Origin of the sequence: Halogeometricum sp. S3BR5-2, from assembly GCF_031624635.1 — an archaeon.
Classification (GTDB): Archaea; Halobacteriota; Halobacteria; order Halobacteriales; family Haloferacaceae; genus Halogeometricum; species Halogeometricum luteum.
The window spans coordinates 13860-31319 of the sequence record NZ_JAMQOQ010000001.1 but is presented as its reverse complement, the minus strand read 5'-3'; the positions used below and the strand labels follow the sequence as shown (position 1 = coordinate 31319).

Sequence of the window (17460 nt, the reverse complement as noted above, 5' to 3'; positions counted from 1 at the left end):
CCGTCAGAAGGGAAGGTGAATCCGGGACGTGAACCGGTCGACGACGAGCAGCGACGCCACCGCCGGGAGGACCAGCGCGGCCTCCGACAGCGTCGACATGAGGCCGAGGGCGACGATGAGCGTCGTGGCGCACGCCGGGGGATGGACGGCGTCGACGGCGAGCATCCCGCTGCTCGTGAGGCCGACGGCGACGACGCCGCTGACGACGAGCCACGGCGGGTGGAAATCCAGCGGCGTCGACGGCACCGAGAACACCGCCGCGGCGGCGGTGTAGGCGAGGAGGCCGCAGACGACGCCGACGGCGTGGCCGCCGAGAACCGTTCGGGGGGTCGGCCCTTGGTCTCGAGCGGCGAGGACGAACGCGGAGGGGCCGAGGCTCGGAAACAGCGCAGGAATCCCGGTAATCCACGCCGTCGCCCCCGCGATGGCCAAGAGGAGCGTCGCTCGGACGCCGACGGTGACGGGGTCCGGCAGACCGAACGTCGGTCCGTTGAGAGGCATCGAGTCGAGGAAGAGACTCAGGAGAACCTGAGGTCGACGAGGCCGCGCTTCACCGCGTCCAGTAGTCGCTCGTCGAGCGGCATCCGCGACCACTCGTCGGGTTTGTCCTCCTCCGGCACGTCGTCCAGCAGGTCCACGTAGGAGGCGTGGACGTGCCGACCGTTCTCGCCGCACTCCGGGCACGTCACGATGATGAGCCTGACCCGATACGAACGCTCCTGGGTCGTGCCGCAGTGCGGGCAGACGTACGTCTCTGTCACTGTCCCCCCGTTTGAACTGCGGGTATTCAGGGTTTGCGGGTCGCGTCCGTTCTCCGACGGCTGCTTCGGTGTGAGACGAACCGGAACGGTCGGAAAGACGACCGGAACGTCGAACATATCTCGCGGAAGTCTCGCCCGCGTGGGTTGTGCTGCCACATCGAAAAGCGGCGTCTCGACCCAGTCGCTCCGGTGCTACGGCTCCCGCCGCCAGACGATTGCGTCGGCGTTGGCGAGCGTGACATCGGTACCGGCGTCGACGTCCGGCGCGGTCAGCGCGGGTTCCCAGCCGTCGGTCGGAATCGGCGGGGCGTTCGCGTCTCCGGCGGCGTCCGCGGCGAGGGAGTCGGGCGACACCTCGACGGGCACCCCCTCCATGTTCGCCGCGAACAGGAGTTGCTCGTCGCGGTCCGGCGACTCGCGGAACCCGTAGTAGAGGACGGTTCCCTCCGTCGGGTGGCGGTAGGTGAAGTAATCGCCGTCGCGCAGGTCCTCTCGGAGCCACGGTCGGTCGTGGCGGAACTCCCGAACTGCGAGGCGATTCGCCGTCCGGTCGTCGTCCTGTCCGTCGCGCCAGTGGGCGAGGTTGGCGAACTCGTACACGTCGCGCATCCACGCGTCCGCGTAGGCGTCGAGGTCGGTCGCGGAGAGGTTCCCGTTCTCGCCGTCGCCGCCCCCGAGGGGGTTGTCCAACGCGGAGAGCATCGCGGCCATCGCGTCGAGGTCGTACTCCGTCGCCTCGACGGACGCGGCGAGAGCGTCCATGAACGAGTGCAGCGAGTCGAGGGAGTCGAAGCCGAGGTCCTTCACGCGCCGGAACTGCGTCGGGTCGTCGAACTTCTCGTCCCCGAGCTGCCAGTAGAGGAAGTTCGCCTCCTCGGCGACCACCTTCACGTTCCACTCGGGGTCGGTGTCGCGGACGAACCCCCACGGCGCCCGCATGTTGGCGTGGACGAAGTCCATCGGTACGCCCGGGAGGAAGCAGTGAAACAGCGTCGCCGCCGCGGGGTTGTCGTAGGCGGCGTCCAGCGTCTCGGGGTAGTCGTCGCCTAGATAGGGGTTCACCGGCGACTGGTTGAACGCCACCGTCGGGTCTATCTGCGTTCCCCGCCGGACGGTGTCGTGGTTGGCGACGCCGGTCAGCCAGTGGCCGCCGAACTCGGCCACCTCGCGGACGCGCCACCACTTCGTCGCCCAGAAGGTGAGAAGCGCGGGCGTGTTGTGCGCGAACGTCACCGGCGACCACTGGAACGAGTGGGGATGTTGCTCGATGAGCGCCCGGTAGGAGGAGGCGAGTTCCCAGTCCTCCCGCGGCCACGGCCGGCCGTCCTCGAATATCATCCACGGGCGGTACTCGGTGCCGGCCACCTCCTGGGTCACGGCGTCCATCTCCGCGAGGAACGCGTCGTCGTGGTACATCTCCCCCGTCTCGGGGTCGTGGGAGGTGAAGTCCTGCGCGCCGTCGACGCGGATGCCGTCGGCGCCGAAGTCCATCTTCCGGCGCTGCATCTCCAGGATGACCGCTCTCGCCGTGGGTTCCGTGTAGTCGAGGTGCTTGCCGTACATCCCCGGCCCGAGGACGTAGCGGTCGTCCAACAGTTCCGCCCCGCGGTCGTCGGCGTGGCCGAGGGCCACGTCGAAGACGACGCGAATCGGCCGCGGCAGGGCGTGGCAGGCGGCGATGAAGTCGACGAGTTCGTCGGGTCGGCCGGATTCGAGGATGGCGGGGTTCGGCGCGGAGAACGCGCTGACGACGATGTCGTACCCCCAGTTGAGCGCGTCCGGCCGACCGACGGCGACGAGGAGTTCGTCCTCGGTCTCGTCTGCGACCGACCAGAACTCGTGCGTCTCGGGGTTCTCGGTGAGCGGTTCGACGGGCATCAGTTGGATGCCGTCGTAACCGGCGAAGTTGCGCTCCCACGGGGCGAGCGGTTCGTCCGCCCGGAGTTTCTCGCCGATATCCTCGTACACGTCCGCGAGACCGGCGAGCGATCCGGATTCGGTCGCGGTACCGGGGTGAATCTCCAGCACGCTCGCCGCGGGGTCGATTCGGGGGAGGCCGTCGTGGTCGGTGGTGGAGACGCGTTCCTCGTCGGTGCCGAGCGAGGCGAAGTAGTCGCGGTCGGCGCGCGTCTCGTCCAGTCGCTCGACGTCGTACAACTCGGCCGGCGCGAACGCGCCGAACGGGACGGAGTACGCGAGGGAGTCGGCGACGGTTTCCCATCCGCCCCCGTCGTCGCGGCCGTCGTTTCTGCTTCCGTTCTCGCGGTAGACGAGGCGGTACAGCGACCCGAGTCGCTCCCGCGTCCCGGCGCGCATCCCGGCAACGACGCCCCAGTGGTACTCGCCCTCGCGGCGGAGGGGGACGCGGTCGCGGCGGAAGCGGACCTCCCGAACGTCGGTCTCGCCGGGGTCGACGTCGGCGTCGGGCGTGAGCACTTCGAGGAACACGTCCTCCGCCGGCACCCCGTCTTCGAGGAGTTCGGGCGTCCAGAAGCCGACTTCGGTGCGGGTCTCGTCCGTCCCGTCGTGGGTGCCCGTCCCGTCGTCGGCGACTGTCGCGTCGGAACCGTCGCGGACGACGTGCGCGCCGAGGCGTTCGGTGAGTCGCTTGGCCGCCTCGAAGGGGTCGTCGTGTGCGGCGGCCGTCTCGCGGTGCCACGCGAGGAGTTCGTCGGTCGGTTCGTCGAGCAGTCGGACGCCGGCGTCGGTCGTCATCCCCTCAGTTCACCGGGAAGACGGCGACGTGGTCGACTTCGAGACCTTCGGCGGTGGCGGCGTCCTCGCCGGTGACCAGGTCGACCGACTCCACCTCGCGGTCGTCCAGCGTCACCGTCGCGGGGTCGGACCCGAAGTTGAGGACGCAGACGTACGCCTCGCCGTCGAGTTCGCGGAGGAACGCGACGGCGCGGTCGGTGTCGGACTCGTAGTCGATGCGCCGGTAGGCGCCGTCGTACCCGAGCGCGGGCGTCTCGTTTCGCACCTCGATGAGACGCTTGTAGTGCTCCTGTATCTCCTCGCGGGCGTGGTCCCACGCGATGGCGTCGCGGCGGCCCCGTTGGCCGAGTTCCTGCCCGCCGTACAGCATCGGGACGCCGGGAAGCGTGAACAGGGCGCCCGCGGCGGCCATCGCGGCGTCGTCGCCGCACTCGACGATGTAGCGCGTCTCGTCGTGGTTCTCGATGTACAGCATGAACGACGCGTGCGGCGGGAAACCGACCTCCGCTCGCTGGTCGACGGCGTCGAGAATCCCCTCGGCGGGCATGTTGCCGTCGCCCACCTGCCGCATCGTGAAGTACAGCGTCGTGTCGAAGTGCATGTCGAACATCCCGTTGTGGAAGTCCGCGATGTACGGGATGGTCTCGTCCAGGAGGAGGAACTCGGGGTCTTTCTCCTTCACCCGGTCGTGCAGTTCCTGCCAGAACGTGTTCGGGACGGCCCACGCCATGTCGCAGCGGAAGCCGTCGGCTATCTCCGCCCAGATGTCGACGGCGTCGAGGAGGTACCGGCGGACTTCGAGGTTGGTGTAGTCGAAGTTCGCGATGTACTCCCAGTCGAAGTAGGTGCCCGGTTCGCCGCTGTCCTGCCACTCGTACCAGTCGTAGTACTCCGAGTCGGGGTTCTTGTACGCGTCCTCGAAGAACGGGTGGTCGCGGGCGGAGTGGTTCAACACGAGGTCGAACAGCACCTTCATCCCGTGGTCGTGGGCGGCGTCGACGAACGCCTCGTAGTCCTCGCGGGTGCCGAGGTCCTCCGCGATGTCGTAGAAGTCGACGATGTTGTAGCCGTGCGGCGCGTGGTCGTTCTGCAGGACGGGCGTGAGCCACAGGCAGTCGACGCCGAGTTCTTCGAGGTAGTCGAGTCGCTCCTCGAACGCCTCGAACACCGAGTCGTGCTCGTCGTCGTCGGTGAACCCGCGGACGTAAATCTCGTACAGCGTCACGTCCTTGGACCACTCCGGCGGGTCGTTCGGGCGGTCGACGACGCCGGCGACGGCGTCCCCGCGGGTCTGCACCGCCTCCGCCTCGCCGCCGTCGAAGCAGAGCTTCGACGAGGTTCGCGACTCTTCGACTCGCTCACCGCCGTCGGAACGAAGCGCCGACGTAGTTCGCGACTCTTCGACTCGCTCGTCGCCGTCAGAGCGGAGCTCTGACGAGGCTCGAAAATCCGCGGCTTCCTCGCCGCCGTCGGTCATCTGCTCGCGCGAGAACTCCACGGTGTCGGGCACGCTGTAGGCGTCCGCGAGGGCGACGCCGTGGACGCGGACGCGGTTCCCGACGGCCGAGAGGGGAATCCGAAGCTCCCAGCCGTCTATCGAGACGGCCGACGAGGAGACGCCGTCGCGGTCGTCGACGAGGAACTCGACGACGATGTCGTCGCGGTCGGTGTCGCTGTCGGGGTGGGGATGCGGGTCGGCGCGGACGACGAACGCGTCGTCCTCGACGCTGCCCTGCAGTTGGACGCGGGGTCGACCGCCGCCCTTGCCGCCGCCGGACCCCGCGCCCGACCCGGACCCGGAGGCGCCGCCGCTCTGCCCGGCCGGGCGCGCCGACCCGCTCATTCCGCTCATCCCGCTCATTCCGCTGGCGCCGCCGCCGACGCCGACGGGGGCGAGTTCGCCGGAGAAGACGCGGACCGTGAGCGTGTGCGTCCCGTCGGGGGCGTCGAGTTCGAGCACGTACGTCCCCGCCGTGTCGGGCGAGAAGGAGACGACGTCCTCGTCGTCGGGCAGTTCGAGTTGGCTCGCGACGGGCGCGCTCTTCAGGTGCCAGCGGTACGTCTCGTCGGGGTTGGGGTCTCTCGGTGCGAGCTGTACCGTCTCGCCGACGGCCATGAATCGCGGTGGGCCGGGATGGTGCATGGAGAGAGCAAACACCCCTCGGGACTTTGCCTTTACCCCTCCTTCGGGCGGCGTGACGTGTTGTGACGGGCGCGCGACGCCCGCGGACTCGCGAGTTCGTTTCGTTCGGCGACACTCCGACGTAGGCACGTCCGAACGCGGACGAAGACGGCCAATACTTATGCTCCGAGCGCACACCTCCTGCGTATATGAGACTACGGACCGCGCTGAACGAATACAAGCGCGACCACGGCGGGCGTTTTCCGGAGGAGCGTCCGACCGCCGACGGGGCGTTCTCCGGCCACGGCGACCGATTAGTGCACGTCGGGACCGACGGCGAACTGCGCGACTACTCCTCTGCGCTCTCGGGACTGTACGGAATCGACCGGTCGCGGTTCGCCATCGAGGCGAACGGCGAGATCCGCTGGTTCGACAGCCTCGACACGGTTCGACAGCACTACTACCGCGAGACGAGCCTCGTGGAGACGGAGTACGACGCCGGCGAGTACACAGTCCACCAGTACGACCTCACGCTCGGCCGAGCGCACGTCACGCACGTGGAACTTCGAGGCGCTATCCCGACCGACGCGCACCTGACGGCGTTCCTGACGCTGGCGCCCGAAGGGCGCGAGACGCGCGTCGGCCGCCTCGTCCACGAGGAGGGCGGCCCCGAAGGGACGCAGGCCGTCGAGGTGTTCCACCGCAACGAGCACGACTACGTGACGGCCTCCACCGGCCTCGACGACGTCCGCGGGCAGGTGCCCGAGCGGTTCGACGAGATACTCTCCGAGGACACCTTCGAGTTCCCCCGCGAGGCCGTCTTAGAGCGGTACGAGGACACCCACCTGAGCGGCGACATCGTCGTCTCCGCCCCCCTCGAACCGGAGGGCCGGGCGGTCCGAGCGACGCTCGTCACCCAACTGTCCGACCACCGCTCGCTCAGCCGCGAGGAGGCGCTCTCGGACCTGAACCACTGCGCGCTGGCGCACGCAACCGCGGACGACCTGCGGGCGGCGGCACGCGAACGCGCGGAGGTGTACGTCCCCGAACACGTGCCCCGACAGAACCTCGTCCGCGCCGACCTGCGGGCGCTGTCGCTCCTGACCGCGCCCACGGGCGCGCACATCGCCGGGCCGGAGTTCGACCCCTTCTACACCCACTCGGGCGGTTACGGCTACACGTGGTTCCGCGACGAGGCGGAGGTGTCGCGGTACCTCCTCGGCGCCGACGACTCCTTCGACCTGGAACTCACCGACCGACTGACGACGAACGCGGAGTTCTTCTGCGAGACGCAGTTGGACGACGGCTCCTGGCCCCACCGCGCGTGGGCCGTCGACGGGTCGCTGGCGCCGGGGTGGGCGAACGCCCGCGTCGAGGGGTCCAAGAAGCCCGAATACCAGGCCGACCAGACGGCCAGCGTCGTGACGTTCCTCTCGACGCTCCTCGACGGCCGCCGGGACGAACTCGACGAGGAACTCGCCGGGCGGGTCCGCGACGCCATCGAACTGGGCGTCGAGTCGCTCGACGACAGCCTCGAAGACGACGGGCTCCCGGAGACGTGTCAGAACGCGTGGGAGAACATGGTGGGCCGGTTCACGCACACCGCCGCGACGTTCCTGCAGGCGTACGTCGCCGTCTCGCGCGCCCCCGTCGACTCGTCGCTCGCCGGGCACGCCGCCGAGCAGGCGAGAGCCGTCTTCGAGGGGCTCGACGCGCTGTGGGACGACGAGCGCGAGGTGTACGGCGCGCGACTGCAGGGCGAGCAACTCGACTCGCGGCTCGACTCCGCGACGCTGTCGCTCGTCGACGCGTTCGCGGCGTACGACGGACTGGAGGGGCTCTCGGAGGACACCCTCGACCGACTTGAGTCGCACCTTGAGACGACGCTGTCGGAACTCTACCGCGACACCGGCGAGGTGGCCGGCCTCGTCCGCTTCGAGGACGACTGGTGGCGGACCGCGGAGCAGGACGAGCCGAAGCTGTGGTCGCTGTCGACGGCGTGGGGCGCCAACGCCGCCGCGACGTTCGCCGTCCTCCTCGACGAGTACGGCCGGAGCGAGGAGGCCGACGCCTTCCTCGAGGAGGCGACGGACCTGTACGACCTGCTCCGCCCCGACGGGGCGTTCACGACGGGCGGCGGCTACCTGACCGAACAGGTGTTCGACGACGGCACGCCCGACAGCGCCGCGCCGCTGGGGTGGTCGCACGCGGTTCGTCTGAACACCACCGCCCTGCTCTCGGAGTACGACGCGCTGCCGGCGCCGAAACCGGCGCCCTCCGGACCCGAGAGCCGCCCCCGGTGGACCACCGGCGAGAAGTACGGCGTCGGCACCGTCGCCGACCACACCGAGGAGGACCCCTCGCGGGTCTGGTTCACGCTCACCGAGGGGTCGCTCACCGAGGTGCGGTTCCCGCGGGTCGACCTGATGAACCTGCGGACGCTCGACATGCTGGTGGTGGACGCCGACCCCGAGTCGTCGTACACCGCGCGGACGCACAACGAGACGCGCCGGGACGACGCCACCGACACCATCGAGCGCCGGACGGAGATGGCCGAGGACGACGCCCTCGTGTTCAGACACGTCATCACCGAGTCCGGCGACGGGCGCGGCCACCAGTGGAAACTGACCATCGAGTACGCCGCCGACCCCGAACACGACGCGCTCCTCGTCGACGCCTCCTTCGAGGCCGAAGACGACAACGAGTACGAACTGTACGCGGTGGCCGACACGGCGCTCGTCAACACCGGCGGGAAGGACCGCGGCCTCCGCCTCGGGCAGATGGGCAGCTACCACCTCGTCGCCCGAGACGCCGGCGCGTACGACCAGGAGGGCGAGGCCCGACCGCTCCTCATCGACGAGAACGGCGACGAGTACAGCGTCGCCGTCGCCATGACCGCCGCCGGGCGGTTCGACTGGGCGACGGTGGGCGTCGCCGGCACCGAACACCTCGCGCGACTGTTCTCGAACGGCGAACTGCCGAACGCCCAGGAGCGCGTCGACAACGAGAACGTCGTGCTCGTGGGTCGAATCGGCACCGGAACGCGCGTGCGCGAGACGCTCGCGCTCGGATTCGCCGAGAACGCCGACACCGCGGCGGCCCTCGGCGAGGCCGCCGGCGCCCTCACGCGCGGCTACGAGTCGGCGCGCGCGAAGTACGTCGACTCCTGGCAGGCGTTCCTCGCGGACAAGGAACTGCCCGCCTCCGTCGCCGGCGACGAGACGCTGGCGAACCAGTACCGCGCCTGCCTGATGGCGCTGCGCGCCGTCGAGGACAAGACGTTCCTCGGCGCGGGCATCGCGTCGCCGTCGGTGCCGTGGGGTGAAGCCGTCACCTCCGAGGAGCCGAAGGGGTACGGGTACAACTTCGTCTGGTCGCGCGACCTGTACGAGGTGTTCACCGTCTTCGACGCCATCGGCGACGTGGAGACGGGCGTCCACGCCCTGCAGTACATCTACGAGTACCAGCAGGACGAACGCGGCTTCATCCCGCAGAACACCTACCTCAACGGTCGGACGCGCTGGGGCGGCGAGCAGATGGACAACATCTCGTTCCCGGCCGTCATGGCGTACATGCTGTCCGAACGCGGCGTCGAGTTCGACGACGTGAGCTACGACTACGTGAACGTCAAGCGCTCGGCCGACTACGTGGCGCGCAACGGGCCGCCGACGGCCCAGGAGCGCTGGGAGGAGGAAGCGGGCTACTCGCCCTCGTCCATCGCCGCCGAGATAGCCGGCCTCGCCTCGGCCGCCGCCCTCGCCATCGACGAGGGCCACGACGCCGACGCGCTCATCTGGTTGGCCCTCGCCGACGACTGGACGGAGAGCGTCGAGTCGTGGACGGCGACGGAGTCGGGCACCGACCGCCACGAGCACACGCCGTACTACGTCCGCGTCACCCGCGACGGCGACCCGGACGCCGGCCACCTGCGAACTCTCGCGAACAGCGGTCCGACGCTGGACGAACGCGAGATAATCGACGGCGGCTTCCTCGAACTCGTCAGGCTGGGAATCAAGTCCGCCGACGACGAGGTGGTCCAGAACACCGTCGCGGAGGTGGACAACACCATCCGCGTCGACACGCCGTACGGACCGGCGTTCTACCGCTACAACGGCGACGGCTACGGCGAACGCGAACGCGACGAGGAGGGTGCGCCGTGGTCCATCGAGTCGAAGGGGAAGGGTCGTCTCTGGCCCATCTTCACCGGCGAGCGCGGCGAGTTCGAACTCCTGAACGAGACGGAAGAAGAGGCGCTCGAACCCGCGAACATGCTGGAGACGATGGCCAGTTTCGCCAACTCCGGGCGGATGATATCCGAGCAGGTGTGGGACCGCGAGTACAGCACCGCCTACAACTGGGAGTTCGGCGAGGGAACGGGCGCGGCGACGCCGCTGGCGTGGTCGATGGCGCAGTTCGTGCGCCTCGCGCACAGCATCGACGTGGGCGAACCCGTCGAGATGCCCGCGTTCGTCCGCGAACGCTACCTCGACACCGACCGGCCCGAGGGGCCGAAGCTACAGGTGAGCACGCGCTTCATGGGCGACAACCTCGTCGTCTCCGGGAAGACGGACGCGGCCGTCGTCGCGGTCAAGACGCCGAGCGAGACGTCGATGGTCGAACCCGAGGACGGCGCCTTCGAGGTGGCCGTCGACATCGAACACGGCGAGAACCAGGTGACCGTCGCCGGCGCGACGGACGCCGACCTGACCGCCGCCGGCACGACCGTCACCCGCTTTACGCTCTGAGAGGGCGTCGCTCACGTCACCCCGCGGCCCGATACGCCCGCGGGCTTTTCCTTCGGACGCCCGTAGCCGGGGTATGGCCACGTACACCCGTCGGACGCGGGTCGCCGCCCCGCTCTCGGAGGTCTGGGAGTTTCACTCGAAGATATCTGGACTGGAGGCGCTGACGCCCGAGTGGATGAACCTCGACGTCGTCGCCGTCCGCGGCCCCGACGGCGAACCCGACCCCGAGGAACTGCTGACCGGGTCGAAGGTCCGCATGTCGATGCGACCGCTCGGCATCGGCCCGGCCCAGCGGTGGACCTCCCACATCGTCGAACGCGAGTACGGGGGCGGCACGGCGATGTTCCGCGACGAGATGGTCGGCGGCCCGTTCCGCAAGTGGGTCCACACCCACCAGTTCTATGCCGACGGCGACGAGACGCTCGTCGAGGACCGCCTGGAGTACGAACTGCCGGGCGGTCCCGTCGGCCGGGCGGCGTCGCCGGCGGCCGTCGTCGGCTTCGAACCGATGTTCCGCTACCGCCACCGAAAGACGAAGGAGCTACTGGAGTCGGGCATCCGGGCGCGGGGTCGACGGGACGAGTGACCGGCGGCGCGTCAGTCCGCGCGGGTCGGATCGAACGCCTGCGCGTGCGGCGCGGTGGTCACCTCGAAGCGCGCGCCGCCCGCCGTCCCCTCGGTGACCGCGACGGACCAGCCGTGGGCCTCGACGATGCTCTCGACGATGGAGAGGCCGAACCCCGACCCTCCCTCGGTCGTGGTGTGGCCCTGCTCGAAGACGGACGCGCGCTCCTCGGGCGGGATGCCGGGGCCGTCGTCTTCGACGTAGAAGCCGCCGCGGTTCGGGAGGGGGCCGACGGTGACGGTGAGAAAGAGGGAATCGTCGGACTCCGTTCGGGCGCCTGTAGACCCGTGCTCTACAGCGTCGTCAGGCTTCGCCCGACTGCTCGTGGAGCCATGCTCCACGCTGTTCCGAACGAGATTCTCGACGACCTGCGTGAGTCGGCCGGCGTCGGCGGAGACGGTGCCGAGGTCCCCGACGAGTTCGAGCGTCGCCCCGCCCGTCTCGACGGCGTCCCACGCGCGTTCGACGACGCCGGCGAGGTCGACGGTGGACGTCTCGCCGACGGTCCGGCCCTGCCGGGCGAGTTCGAGCACGTCGTTGACGAGAGCGTTCATCCGTTCGAGGCCGTCGACCGCGCGGTCGAGGTGGGAGACGTCGCCCGTCTCGCGGGCGAGGTCGACGAACCCTTCGACGACGTTCATGGGATTTCTGAGGTCGTGACTCACGACGCTGGCGAACTCCTCCAGTCGCTCGTTCTGCTGGCGGAGCTGTCGCTCGCGCCGCTTGCGTTCGAGCGTGTGCGACAGCACGTCCGCCGCGGTGCCGAACAGCGACACCTCCTTGTTGGGCCACCGCCGGGGGTCGTTGGAGACGAGCACGAGGGCCCCCGCGAGCGACCAGTTCGACACCATCGGAAACGCGAGGAGGCTCCCGCCGTCGGGAAGCGACAGCGAGTCGGCGGCGCAGGGGGGCACGGCGCCCGCGTCGGGTGCGCGGACGTTCTCGAAGCGGCACAGGCGGTCGAGGAACCATTCGCAGTCGCCCGACGTCACCGCGGTCGGTCGCGGCGACGCCCCGTCGGTCGTCCACTCGTGGGTCTTCTGTAGGGCCTCCGCGTCGGCGTCGTAGGAGTAGACGGCCGCCGCGTCGACGCCGGCGAACTCGCCGACGTTCTGGAGCGTCCAGTGTACCTTCGTCGCTATCTCGTCCACCTCGGCGCTCATCAGCGTCGTCGACGTGTCGAGGACGAGGTCCTTCAGTCGCTCTCTGGACCGCTCGACCTCCCGGCGGCGGTGCTGTTCGGTCACGTCGTGGAGGGTGCCCACCGCGCGGTGCACGCTTCCGTCGAACACGCGGGGGGAGACGGTGGCGACACAGCGGATGCGCTCGCCGTCCACGGTGTACACTTCAGTCTCGAAGCGGGCCGTCTCCGACCCGCCTTCGTCGAACAGGCGGTCGAGTTTCTCGCGGATGCGGTCCTCCTCGTCCACCGACACCGTCGAGACGTGGCTGCCGACGACGGCGTCGCGGTCGTACCCGAGCAGATCGACGAACACGTCGTCGACGGAGACGAACCGGCCCGACCGGTCGAGGACGTAGACGGCCGTCTCCAGCGCCTCGAACGCGCTGTCGTAGCGTTCGGTCGTCTCCTCGGCGCGGTTCCGCGAGACGGCGTTCGCGACCCGTTTCGCCAGCACGGCGTACTGGTCCGTCCCCGTCGATTTCTGCACGTAGTCGGTCGCTCCGACCCGGAACGCGTCGCGGACGACGTCTTCGGACCCTCGGCCGGTGTAGAGGATAAAGGGGAGGTTCGGCCGGACGCGACGGAGGGCGCGGAGGAACTCGACGCCGTTCATGTCCGGCATCTCGTAGTCGCTGACGACGCAGTCGACCGTCACCTCGGCGTCCGCGAGGCGGTCGAGGGCCTCGCGGGGGTCCGTCACCGTCTCGACGGCGAGTCCGGCGTCCCCGACCTCCCGTTCGAGATAGGTGGCGACCATCGAGGAGAGTTCCGTCTCGTCGTCGACGTAGAGCACGGATATCTCCTCGCGGAACGTCATATCACGTCTAGCTGACTCGATGGCATATCAGCGTTGCGACCTCAATATCAGAATGGATATTCTCGTTGGTTATTCAAACTGAGGAATCCGGAGCTGTTTGCGTCTCATCTGCACTTGTTTTCCTCTAAGAATCAATATTGATATCTGTCAGAGAGACGGTGTTCCGGTCGGTCGAGTACCGAATCCGATACGACGCTCGGCCGGGAGGCGGTCGGACGGCGCGGGACCGAACGGCTCTCGGGCGGGTCAGCGCTTGCGGACCCGCATCAGCGCCTTCGGATTCGCCCACGAGACGACCGTGCGCGGGTCGTCGGCGTCGCGGGCGTCTTTCGCTCCCGCACCGTCGGCGAACTCGACCTCGAACAGGTCGTGCGCGCCGTCGGGCGCCTCTCGGAACCGGCGGTGCAGTTCGGCGACGTCCGAGTCGGCGACGCCGGTCCGTTCGACCCACGCGTCGAATTCGAGCGTGAGTTTCGCGCCCGTCGTCTCCTCGACGGTCAGACCGGCGTCCTCGAACAGGTCCGTCCACTCGGAAACCGAGAGGAGGGCGACGTGCGCGGGGTCGCGGAGGCGTTCGACGCCGTTCAGCCACGCCGCGAGTTCGTCGTCCTCGGGGGCGACGTTGTCCTCGAAGGCGAGGACGCCGCCGGGTTCGAGGACGCGCGCGACTTCGGCGGCGAACGCCGCCGGGTCGGGGAAGTGGTGCGCCGCGATGCGACAGGCGGCCGCGTCGAAGGCGTCGGCGGCGAACGGGAGTCGTTCGGCGTCCGCGGTGACGCCCTCGACGCCGTACTCGCGGACCGCGGTGGCGACCATCTCGGGGGCAGCGTCCGCCGCGACGACGCGCGGCACGCCCGCCTCGGCGAGTGCGCCCGCGGTGTGGCCGCCGCCGGTGGCCACGTCGAGGGCGCGGGTCGCGTCCCCGCACCACGACGCCAGCGTCCGTAGGTCCTCGCCGTCCCTGTGCACCGAACTCTCGAAGTACGCCGACGCGGCGGCGCCGAACCGCCTCGCCGTCTCGCGCTTGCCGTCTCCCCGGTCGTCGCTCATACGCGCCGGTTCGCGGCGCGGGGGGAAGTAGGACCGCCCCGACGGCGACGCGTCCGCGGCGAGGGACGCTCCGCGAACGCGGACCGCCGCAACCCTCATTCGAGTCGGCGGGCGAGTTCCGGAGGGAATGACCGACGTCGTACTGGTCCTCAGACACGGGGAACGGCGGGAGAGCGTCGAGAAGAACCGGCGGGAGACGGCCGAACGCGTCCACGACCCGGGGCTGACCGACCGCGGGCGCAGACAGGCGGACCGGGCCGCCGAGCGACTCCGGAAGGCGGACGTCGGAGAGATATACGCGTCGCCGTTCCTCCGGGCGGTCCAGACGGCCGCGCCCGTCGCGGACGCCGTCGGGGTCCCCGTCCGCGTCGAACCGGGCCTCGGGGAGCACCTCGACCCCGAACGGTTCGACGCGCACCCGGAACTACTCGGGCGCGCGGAGCGAGTCGAGCGGTTCCCCCGGACCGACACCGACCACCGACCGCTCCTCGAACCGACGTTCCCCGAGGACGCCGCCGACGCGGAGCGACGTATCGGCGAGACGGCGCGGCGAATCCTCGACAGCGCGGACGCCGACCGGGTGCTGTTCGTCGGCCACCGCGCCACCGTCGACGGCGTCGCCCACGGCCTCGTCGGGTCGGCCGAGGGAGTCGAGGCGCCGCCGTGCGGGGTGACGGAGTTCGCCCGCGACGGAGGTGAAAACGGTGAAGAGAGAGGAACGGACTGGCGAGTCGAGCGGTCCGGCGACGCGGCGCACCTCGACGGCGAGGCGTGAGGCGGTCGCCGGTTCTTACTTCGCGTTTTCCGGTCGCTCGGCGTACTCGATGGGGTCGCGCGCGCCGACGTTCCGGAACGCCTGCAGGCGATAGGCGCAGGAGTCGCACGTCCCGCAGGCCGGTTCCTCGTCGCGGTAGCACGACCACGTGTGCTCGAACGGGACGCCGAGTTCGCGGCCGCGGCGGGCGATGTCCGTCTTCGAGTCGGTGACGAACGGGACTTCGATTGCGATGTCGGTTTCGGGCTTCGTCCCGACGTCGACCATCGCCTCGAACGCCTCGAAGAACTCGGGGCGGCAGTCGGGGTAACCCGCGTAGTCCTCCGAGTGCGCCCCGACGAAGACGGCCGAACAGCCGTTCGCCTCGGCGTAGGAGACGGCCATCGAGAGGAGGTTCGCGTTGCGGAACGGGACGTAGGAGGTCGGTATCTCCTCGCTGTCCGTGTCGGCGTCGTCGACCTCGATTTCGGCGTCGGTGAGGCTCGACGCGCCGATGTCGGAGAGGTGGTCCGTCTCGACGTGCAGGAAGTCCGCGGCGTCCAAGTCGTCGGCGAGCCGTCTCGCGCAGTCGTACTCTTTCGATTCGGTCTTCTGGCCGTAGGAGGTGTGCAGACAGTGGAGGTCGTAGCCTCTGGATTTAGCCTCGTAGGCGGTCGTCGCGCTGTCCATGCCGCCGGAGAGGAGGACGACGGCGGTCCGTCCGTCCTCGTCGGCGGGGGCGTCGGTCGTGTCGGTGTCGTGAGTCTGGTCGGTCATCGTCGTGTGGTGTGGCGGGGTCGTGTTCGGTCGTGGCGGGTTCTCGGTTCAACGTCGCGGTTCGTCGGTTCAGGTCTCGGGCGCGTCGTTCCACAGGTCGACGTGGAGACGCGGGGTGTACCGGTAGCCGCGTTCGAGGGCGAGGTCCGCGACGACGTTCCGCGTCGCCGCCAGTTCCTTGCGGGTCTGCCCCTCGGGCATGAGGAGCACGTCGTCGTCGCGTATCTCGGCGTCGGCGACGCCGCGCAAATCGTCGAGCAGGCCCTCGATTTCGGGCAGGTCGTCCGGGCCGGTGACGACGAACTTCAACTGGAAGTCGTGCCGTTCGACCAGCGTCGAGAGCGGGTCGAGGTCGATGCGACGCTCCTCGTGGCGCGCCTCCCACTCGCCCACGTCGACGCCCTCGGGCGCGTTGGCGGGCGTCGGCGTCGACGTGGAGAGTTTGGGGCTTATCGAGGCGAGGTCCATCGGCGCGTCGGGGACGACGGTGCCGTTCGTCTCGACGGTGACGTGGTAGTCGTCGGCGAGTTCGCGCAGGAGCGTCGCGCTCTCGTCGTGGATGAGGGGTTCGCCGCCGGTGAGAACGACGTGGTCGGGGTCGCGGGCGTCGACCTCGCTCGCGACGTCGTCGACGCCCATCCACGCGTGGGTCGGCTCCCAGGAGGTGTGATAGGAGTCGCAGAACCAGCAGCGGAGGTTACAGCCGCTGGTGCGGACGAACGTGCTCGGCACGCCGGCGAGTTTGCCCTCGCCCTGTAACGAGGCGAACAGTTCGTTCACCGGGAGGGCGGGGCCGTCGGGGGCGCTCTCCGGTCTCTCGACCTCGGAGGAGACGGGCATTATCGACGGCTCGTCCGGAGTTCGCCCGTCTCGGCCACCTCGACGGCCACGTCGGAGACGGTGTCCGGGAGGCGGGCCGAGAGTTCCTCTTCGAGGAGGGCGGCCATCACCTCGGCCGTCGGCGGCGCGTCGAGGACGACCAGCGAGTCGCCGTCGCCGCTGGCCTCGAACGCCTCGACGAGGGGGTCGCCGGACTCCACGAGGAAGCGGTGGTCCCACTCGTCTATCACGTCCGTCACGGCGCCCTTGTCGACGACCCAGCCCTCCTTGGTGAGTTCGCCGGTCACCTCGACGGCTATCTCGTAGTTGTGGCCGTGCGGGCGACTGCACTTGCCGTCGTGGTGGAGGAGTCGGTGTCCGGCGCTGATGCGAATCGGCCGGTCCGCGCCGATGCGGAGGACGCGTTCGCCCGCCCGGGCCGCGAGCGAGGCGCGGTCGGCGGAGTCGTTACGACTCCGTTCGGACCCCAATAAGTTCTCGGGCATACTCCGAGATTATCCGTTAGGGTGAAAAGTCCGCCGTTTCGGCGGCGTCCCCGAGTTTCGCCGTCCTCGTTTCCTCCCCGCTCAGACCCGCTCAGCCCCGCAGTTCCGCGACGGCCTCGCGCCACTCGTCGGGCACCCGGGTGGGTTCCGTCGTCTCGGGGTCGATGACGACCAACACGGTGGAGGCGGTGGCGACCACCTCTCCCTCGGACCGGAGTTCGTAGGACATCTCGAACGAGGAGTTACCGATGTCGGTCACGTCGAGGCCGACGGTCAGTTCGCCGAGGCCCTCGATGGGTCGGCGGTAGTCTATCTCGATGTTCGCCAGCACGGTGTTGACCTCCTCGATGTCGAACTCCTCCTGGAAGAACTCGATTCGGGCCTGCTCGCAGTAACTGGCGTAGACGGCGTTGTTCACGTGTCCGAGCGGGTCGAGGTCGCGGAAACGGACCTGCAGTTCGCTCTCGTAGATGAACTCTGTCACGTGGGAGTGGTCGCCGGCGGGGCGCTAAATTCCGCCGGTCGTCGCTCTCTCGGTCACCCCCGCGCCGTCGCACCTTCGGCGGAGACGGCGCGTCGGTGGGTG

The 17460-nt window shown here is 69.4% G+C and carries 13 protein-coding genes; 3 read left to right on the top strand and 10 right to left on the bottom strand.

Annotated elements, in window-relative coordinates; translation table 11 throughout:
• Positions 1-3 precede the first annotated feature (3 nt).
• From NDI79_RS00125 to NDI79_RS00110, 4 genes are all read right to left on the bottom strand, one after another.
• The gene (locus NDI79_RS00125) at positions 4-501 is read right to left on the bottom strand and encodes an HPP family protein (protein WP_310926425.1); all 498 of its coding nucleotides are present in this window, start codon (positions 499-501) and stop codon (positions 4-6) included.
• A 17-nt stretch (positions 502-518) separates the two neighbouring features.
• Positions 519-761 (bottom strand): hypothetical protein, encoded by a 243-nt coding sequence (locus NDI79_RS00120; protein ID WP_310926424.1) that lies wholly within the window; start codon positions 759-761, stop codon positions 519-521.
• 192 nt (positions 762-953) lie between these two features.
• Positions 954-3476: a glucosylglycerol hydrolase gene (gene gghA / locus NDI79_RS00115; protein WP_310926423.1), complete on the bottom strand. Its 2523-nt coding sequence runs from the start codon at positions 3474-3476 to the stop codon at positions 954-956.
• Positions 3477-3480: 4 nt separating this feature from the next.
• Positions 3481-5592 carry an alpha-amylase family glycosyl hydrolase gene (locus NDI79_RS00110; protein ID WP_310927603.1) on the bottom strand — a complete coding sequence of 704 codons (2112 nt, stop codon included), beginning with the start codon at positions 5590-5592 and terminating at the stop codon, positions 3481-3483.
• A 215-nt stretch (positions 5593-5807) separates the two neighbouring features.
• On the opposite strand from NDI79_RS00110, the gene NDI79_RS00105 reads away from it, so the two are divergent.
• Positions 5808-10343: a DUF7997 domain-containing protein gene (locus NDI79_RS00105; protein WP_310926422.1), complete on the top strand. Its 4536-nt coding sequence runs from the start codon at positions 5808-5810 to the stop codon at positions 10341-10343.
• 73 nt (positions 10344-10416) lie between these two features.
• Positions 10417-10929, top strand: a complete 513-nt coding sequence (locus NDI79_RS00100) for an SRPBCC family protein (protein WP_310926421.1) — start codon at positions 10417-10419, stop codon at positions 10927-10929.
• Positions 10930-10940: 11 nt separating this feature from the next.
• Here the strand turns inward: NDI79_RS00100 and NDI79_RS00095 are convergent, their stop codons facing one another.
• Entirely contained in the window at positions 10941-12968 is a 2028-nt protein-coding gene (locus NDI79_RS00095) for a hybrid sensor histidine kinase/response regulator (protein WP_310926420.1), read from the bottom strand.
• A gap of 246 nt (positions 12969-13214) precedes the next feature.
• Positions 13215-14018, bottom strand: a complete 804-nt coding sequence (locus NDI79_RS00090) for a class I SAM-dependent methyltransferase (protein ID WP_310926419.1) — start codon at positions 14016-14018, stop codon at positions 13215-13217.
• A gap of 127 nt (positions 14019-14145) precedes the next feature.
• Between NDI79_RS00090 and NDI79_RS00085 the strand changes: the two genes are divergently transcribed.
• Positions 14146-14793 (top strand): histidine phosphatase family protein, encoded by a 648-nt coding sequence (locus tag NDI79_RS00085; protein ID WP_310926418.1) that lies wholly within the window; start codon positions 14146-14148, stop codon positions 14791-14793.
• Positions 14794-14808: 15 nt separating this feature from the next.
• Here the strand turns inward: NDI79_RS00085 and queC are convergent, their stop codons facing one another.
• The 4 genes from queC to NDI79_RS00065 all read right to left on the bottom strand — a co-directional run bounded on the left by queC (position 14809) and on the right by NDI79_RS00065 (position 17358).
• A complete protein-coding gene (gene queC / locus NDI79_RS00080; RefSeq protein WP_310926417.1) occupies positions 14809-15549 on the bottom strand; it encodes a 7-cyano-7-deazaguanine synthase QueC in 741 nt (246 codons plus the stop codon).
• 69 nt (positions 15550-15618) lie between these two features.
• Positions 15619-16389: a 7-carboxy-7-deazaguanine synthase QueE gene (locus tag NDI79_RS00075; RefSeq protein WP_310926416.1), complete on the bottom strand. Its 771-nt coding sequence runs from the start codon at positions 16387-16389 to the stop codon at positions 15619-15621.
• Positions 16389-16874 carry a 6-pyruvoyl trahydropterin synthase family protein gene (locus NDI79_RS00070; RefSeq protein ID WP_310926415.1) on the bottom strand — a complete coding sequence of 162 codons (486 nt, stop codon included), beginning with the start codon at positions 16872-16874 and terminating at the stop codon, positions 16389-16391. The genes NDI79_RS00075 and NDI79_RS00070 overlap by 1 nt, the downstream gene beginning before the upstream one ends.
• Before the next feature lie 91 nt (positions 16875-16965).
• Complete coding sequence (locus NDI79_RS00065) at positions 16966-17358, bottom strand: acyl-CoA thioesterase (RefSeq protein ID WP_310926414.1); 393 nt, start codon at positions 17356-17358, stop codon at positions 16966-16968.
• Positions 17359-17460: the final 102 nt, after the last annotated feature.

Bases quoted from the DNA above. Each gene is read 5' to 3' on its own strand.
- NDI79_RS00125 (WP_310926425.1), bottom strand. From the start codon at position 501: ATGCCTCTCAACGGACCGACGTTCGGTCTGCCGGACCCCGTCACCGTC.
- gghA (WP_310926423.1), bottom strand. From the start codon at position 3,476: ATGACGACCGACGCCGGCGTCCGACTGCTCGACGAACCGACCGACGAA.
- NDI79_RS00110 (WP_310927603.1), bottom strand. From the start codon at position 5,592: ATGGCCGTCGGCGAGACGGTACAGCTCGCACCGAGAGACCCCAACCCC.
- NDI79_RS00105 (WP_310926422.1), top strand. From the start codon at position 5,808: ATGAGACTACGGACCGCGCTGAACGAATACAAGCGCGACCACGGCGGG.
- NDI79_RS00100 (WP_310926421.1), top strand. From the start codon at position 10,417: ATGGCCACGTACACCCGTCGGACGCGGGTCGCCGCCCCGCTCTCGGAG.
- NDI79_RS00095 (WP_310926420.1), bottom strand. From the start codon at position 12,968: ATGACGTTCCGCGAGGAGATATCCGTGCTCTACGTCGACGACGAGACG.
- NDI79_RS00090 (WP_310926419.1), bottom strand. From the start codon at position 14,018: ATGAGCGACGACCGGGGAGACGGCAAGCGCGAGACGGCGAGGCGGTTC.
- NDI79_RS00085 (WP_310926418.1), top strand. From the start codon at position 14,146: ATGACCGACGTCGTACTGGTCCTCAGACACGGGGAACGGCGGGAGAGC.
- queC (WP_310926417.1), bottom strand. From the start codon at position 15,549: ATGACCGACCAGACTCACGACACCGACACGACCGACGCCCCCGCCGAC.
- NDI79_RS00075 (WP_310926416.1), bottom strand. From the start codon at position 16,389: ATGCCCGTCTCCTCCGAGGTCGAGAGACCGGAGAGCGCCCCCGACGGC.
- NDI79_RS00070 (WP_310926415.1), bottom strand. From the start codon at position 16,874: ATGCCCGAGAACTTATTGGGGTCCGAACGGAGTCGTAACGACTCCGCC.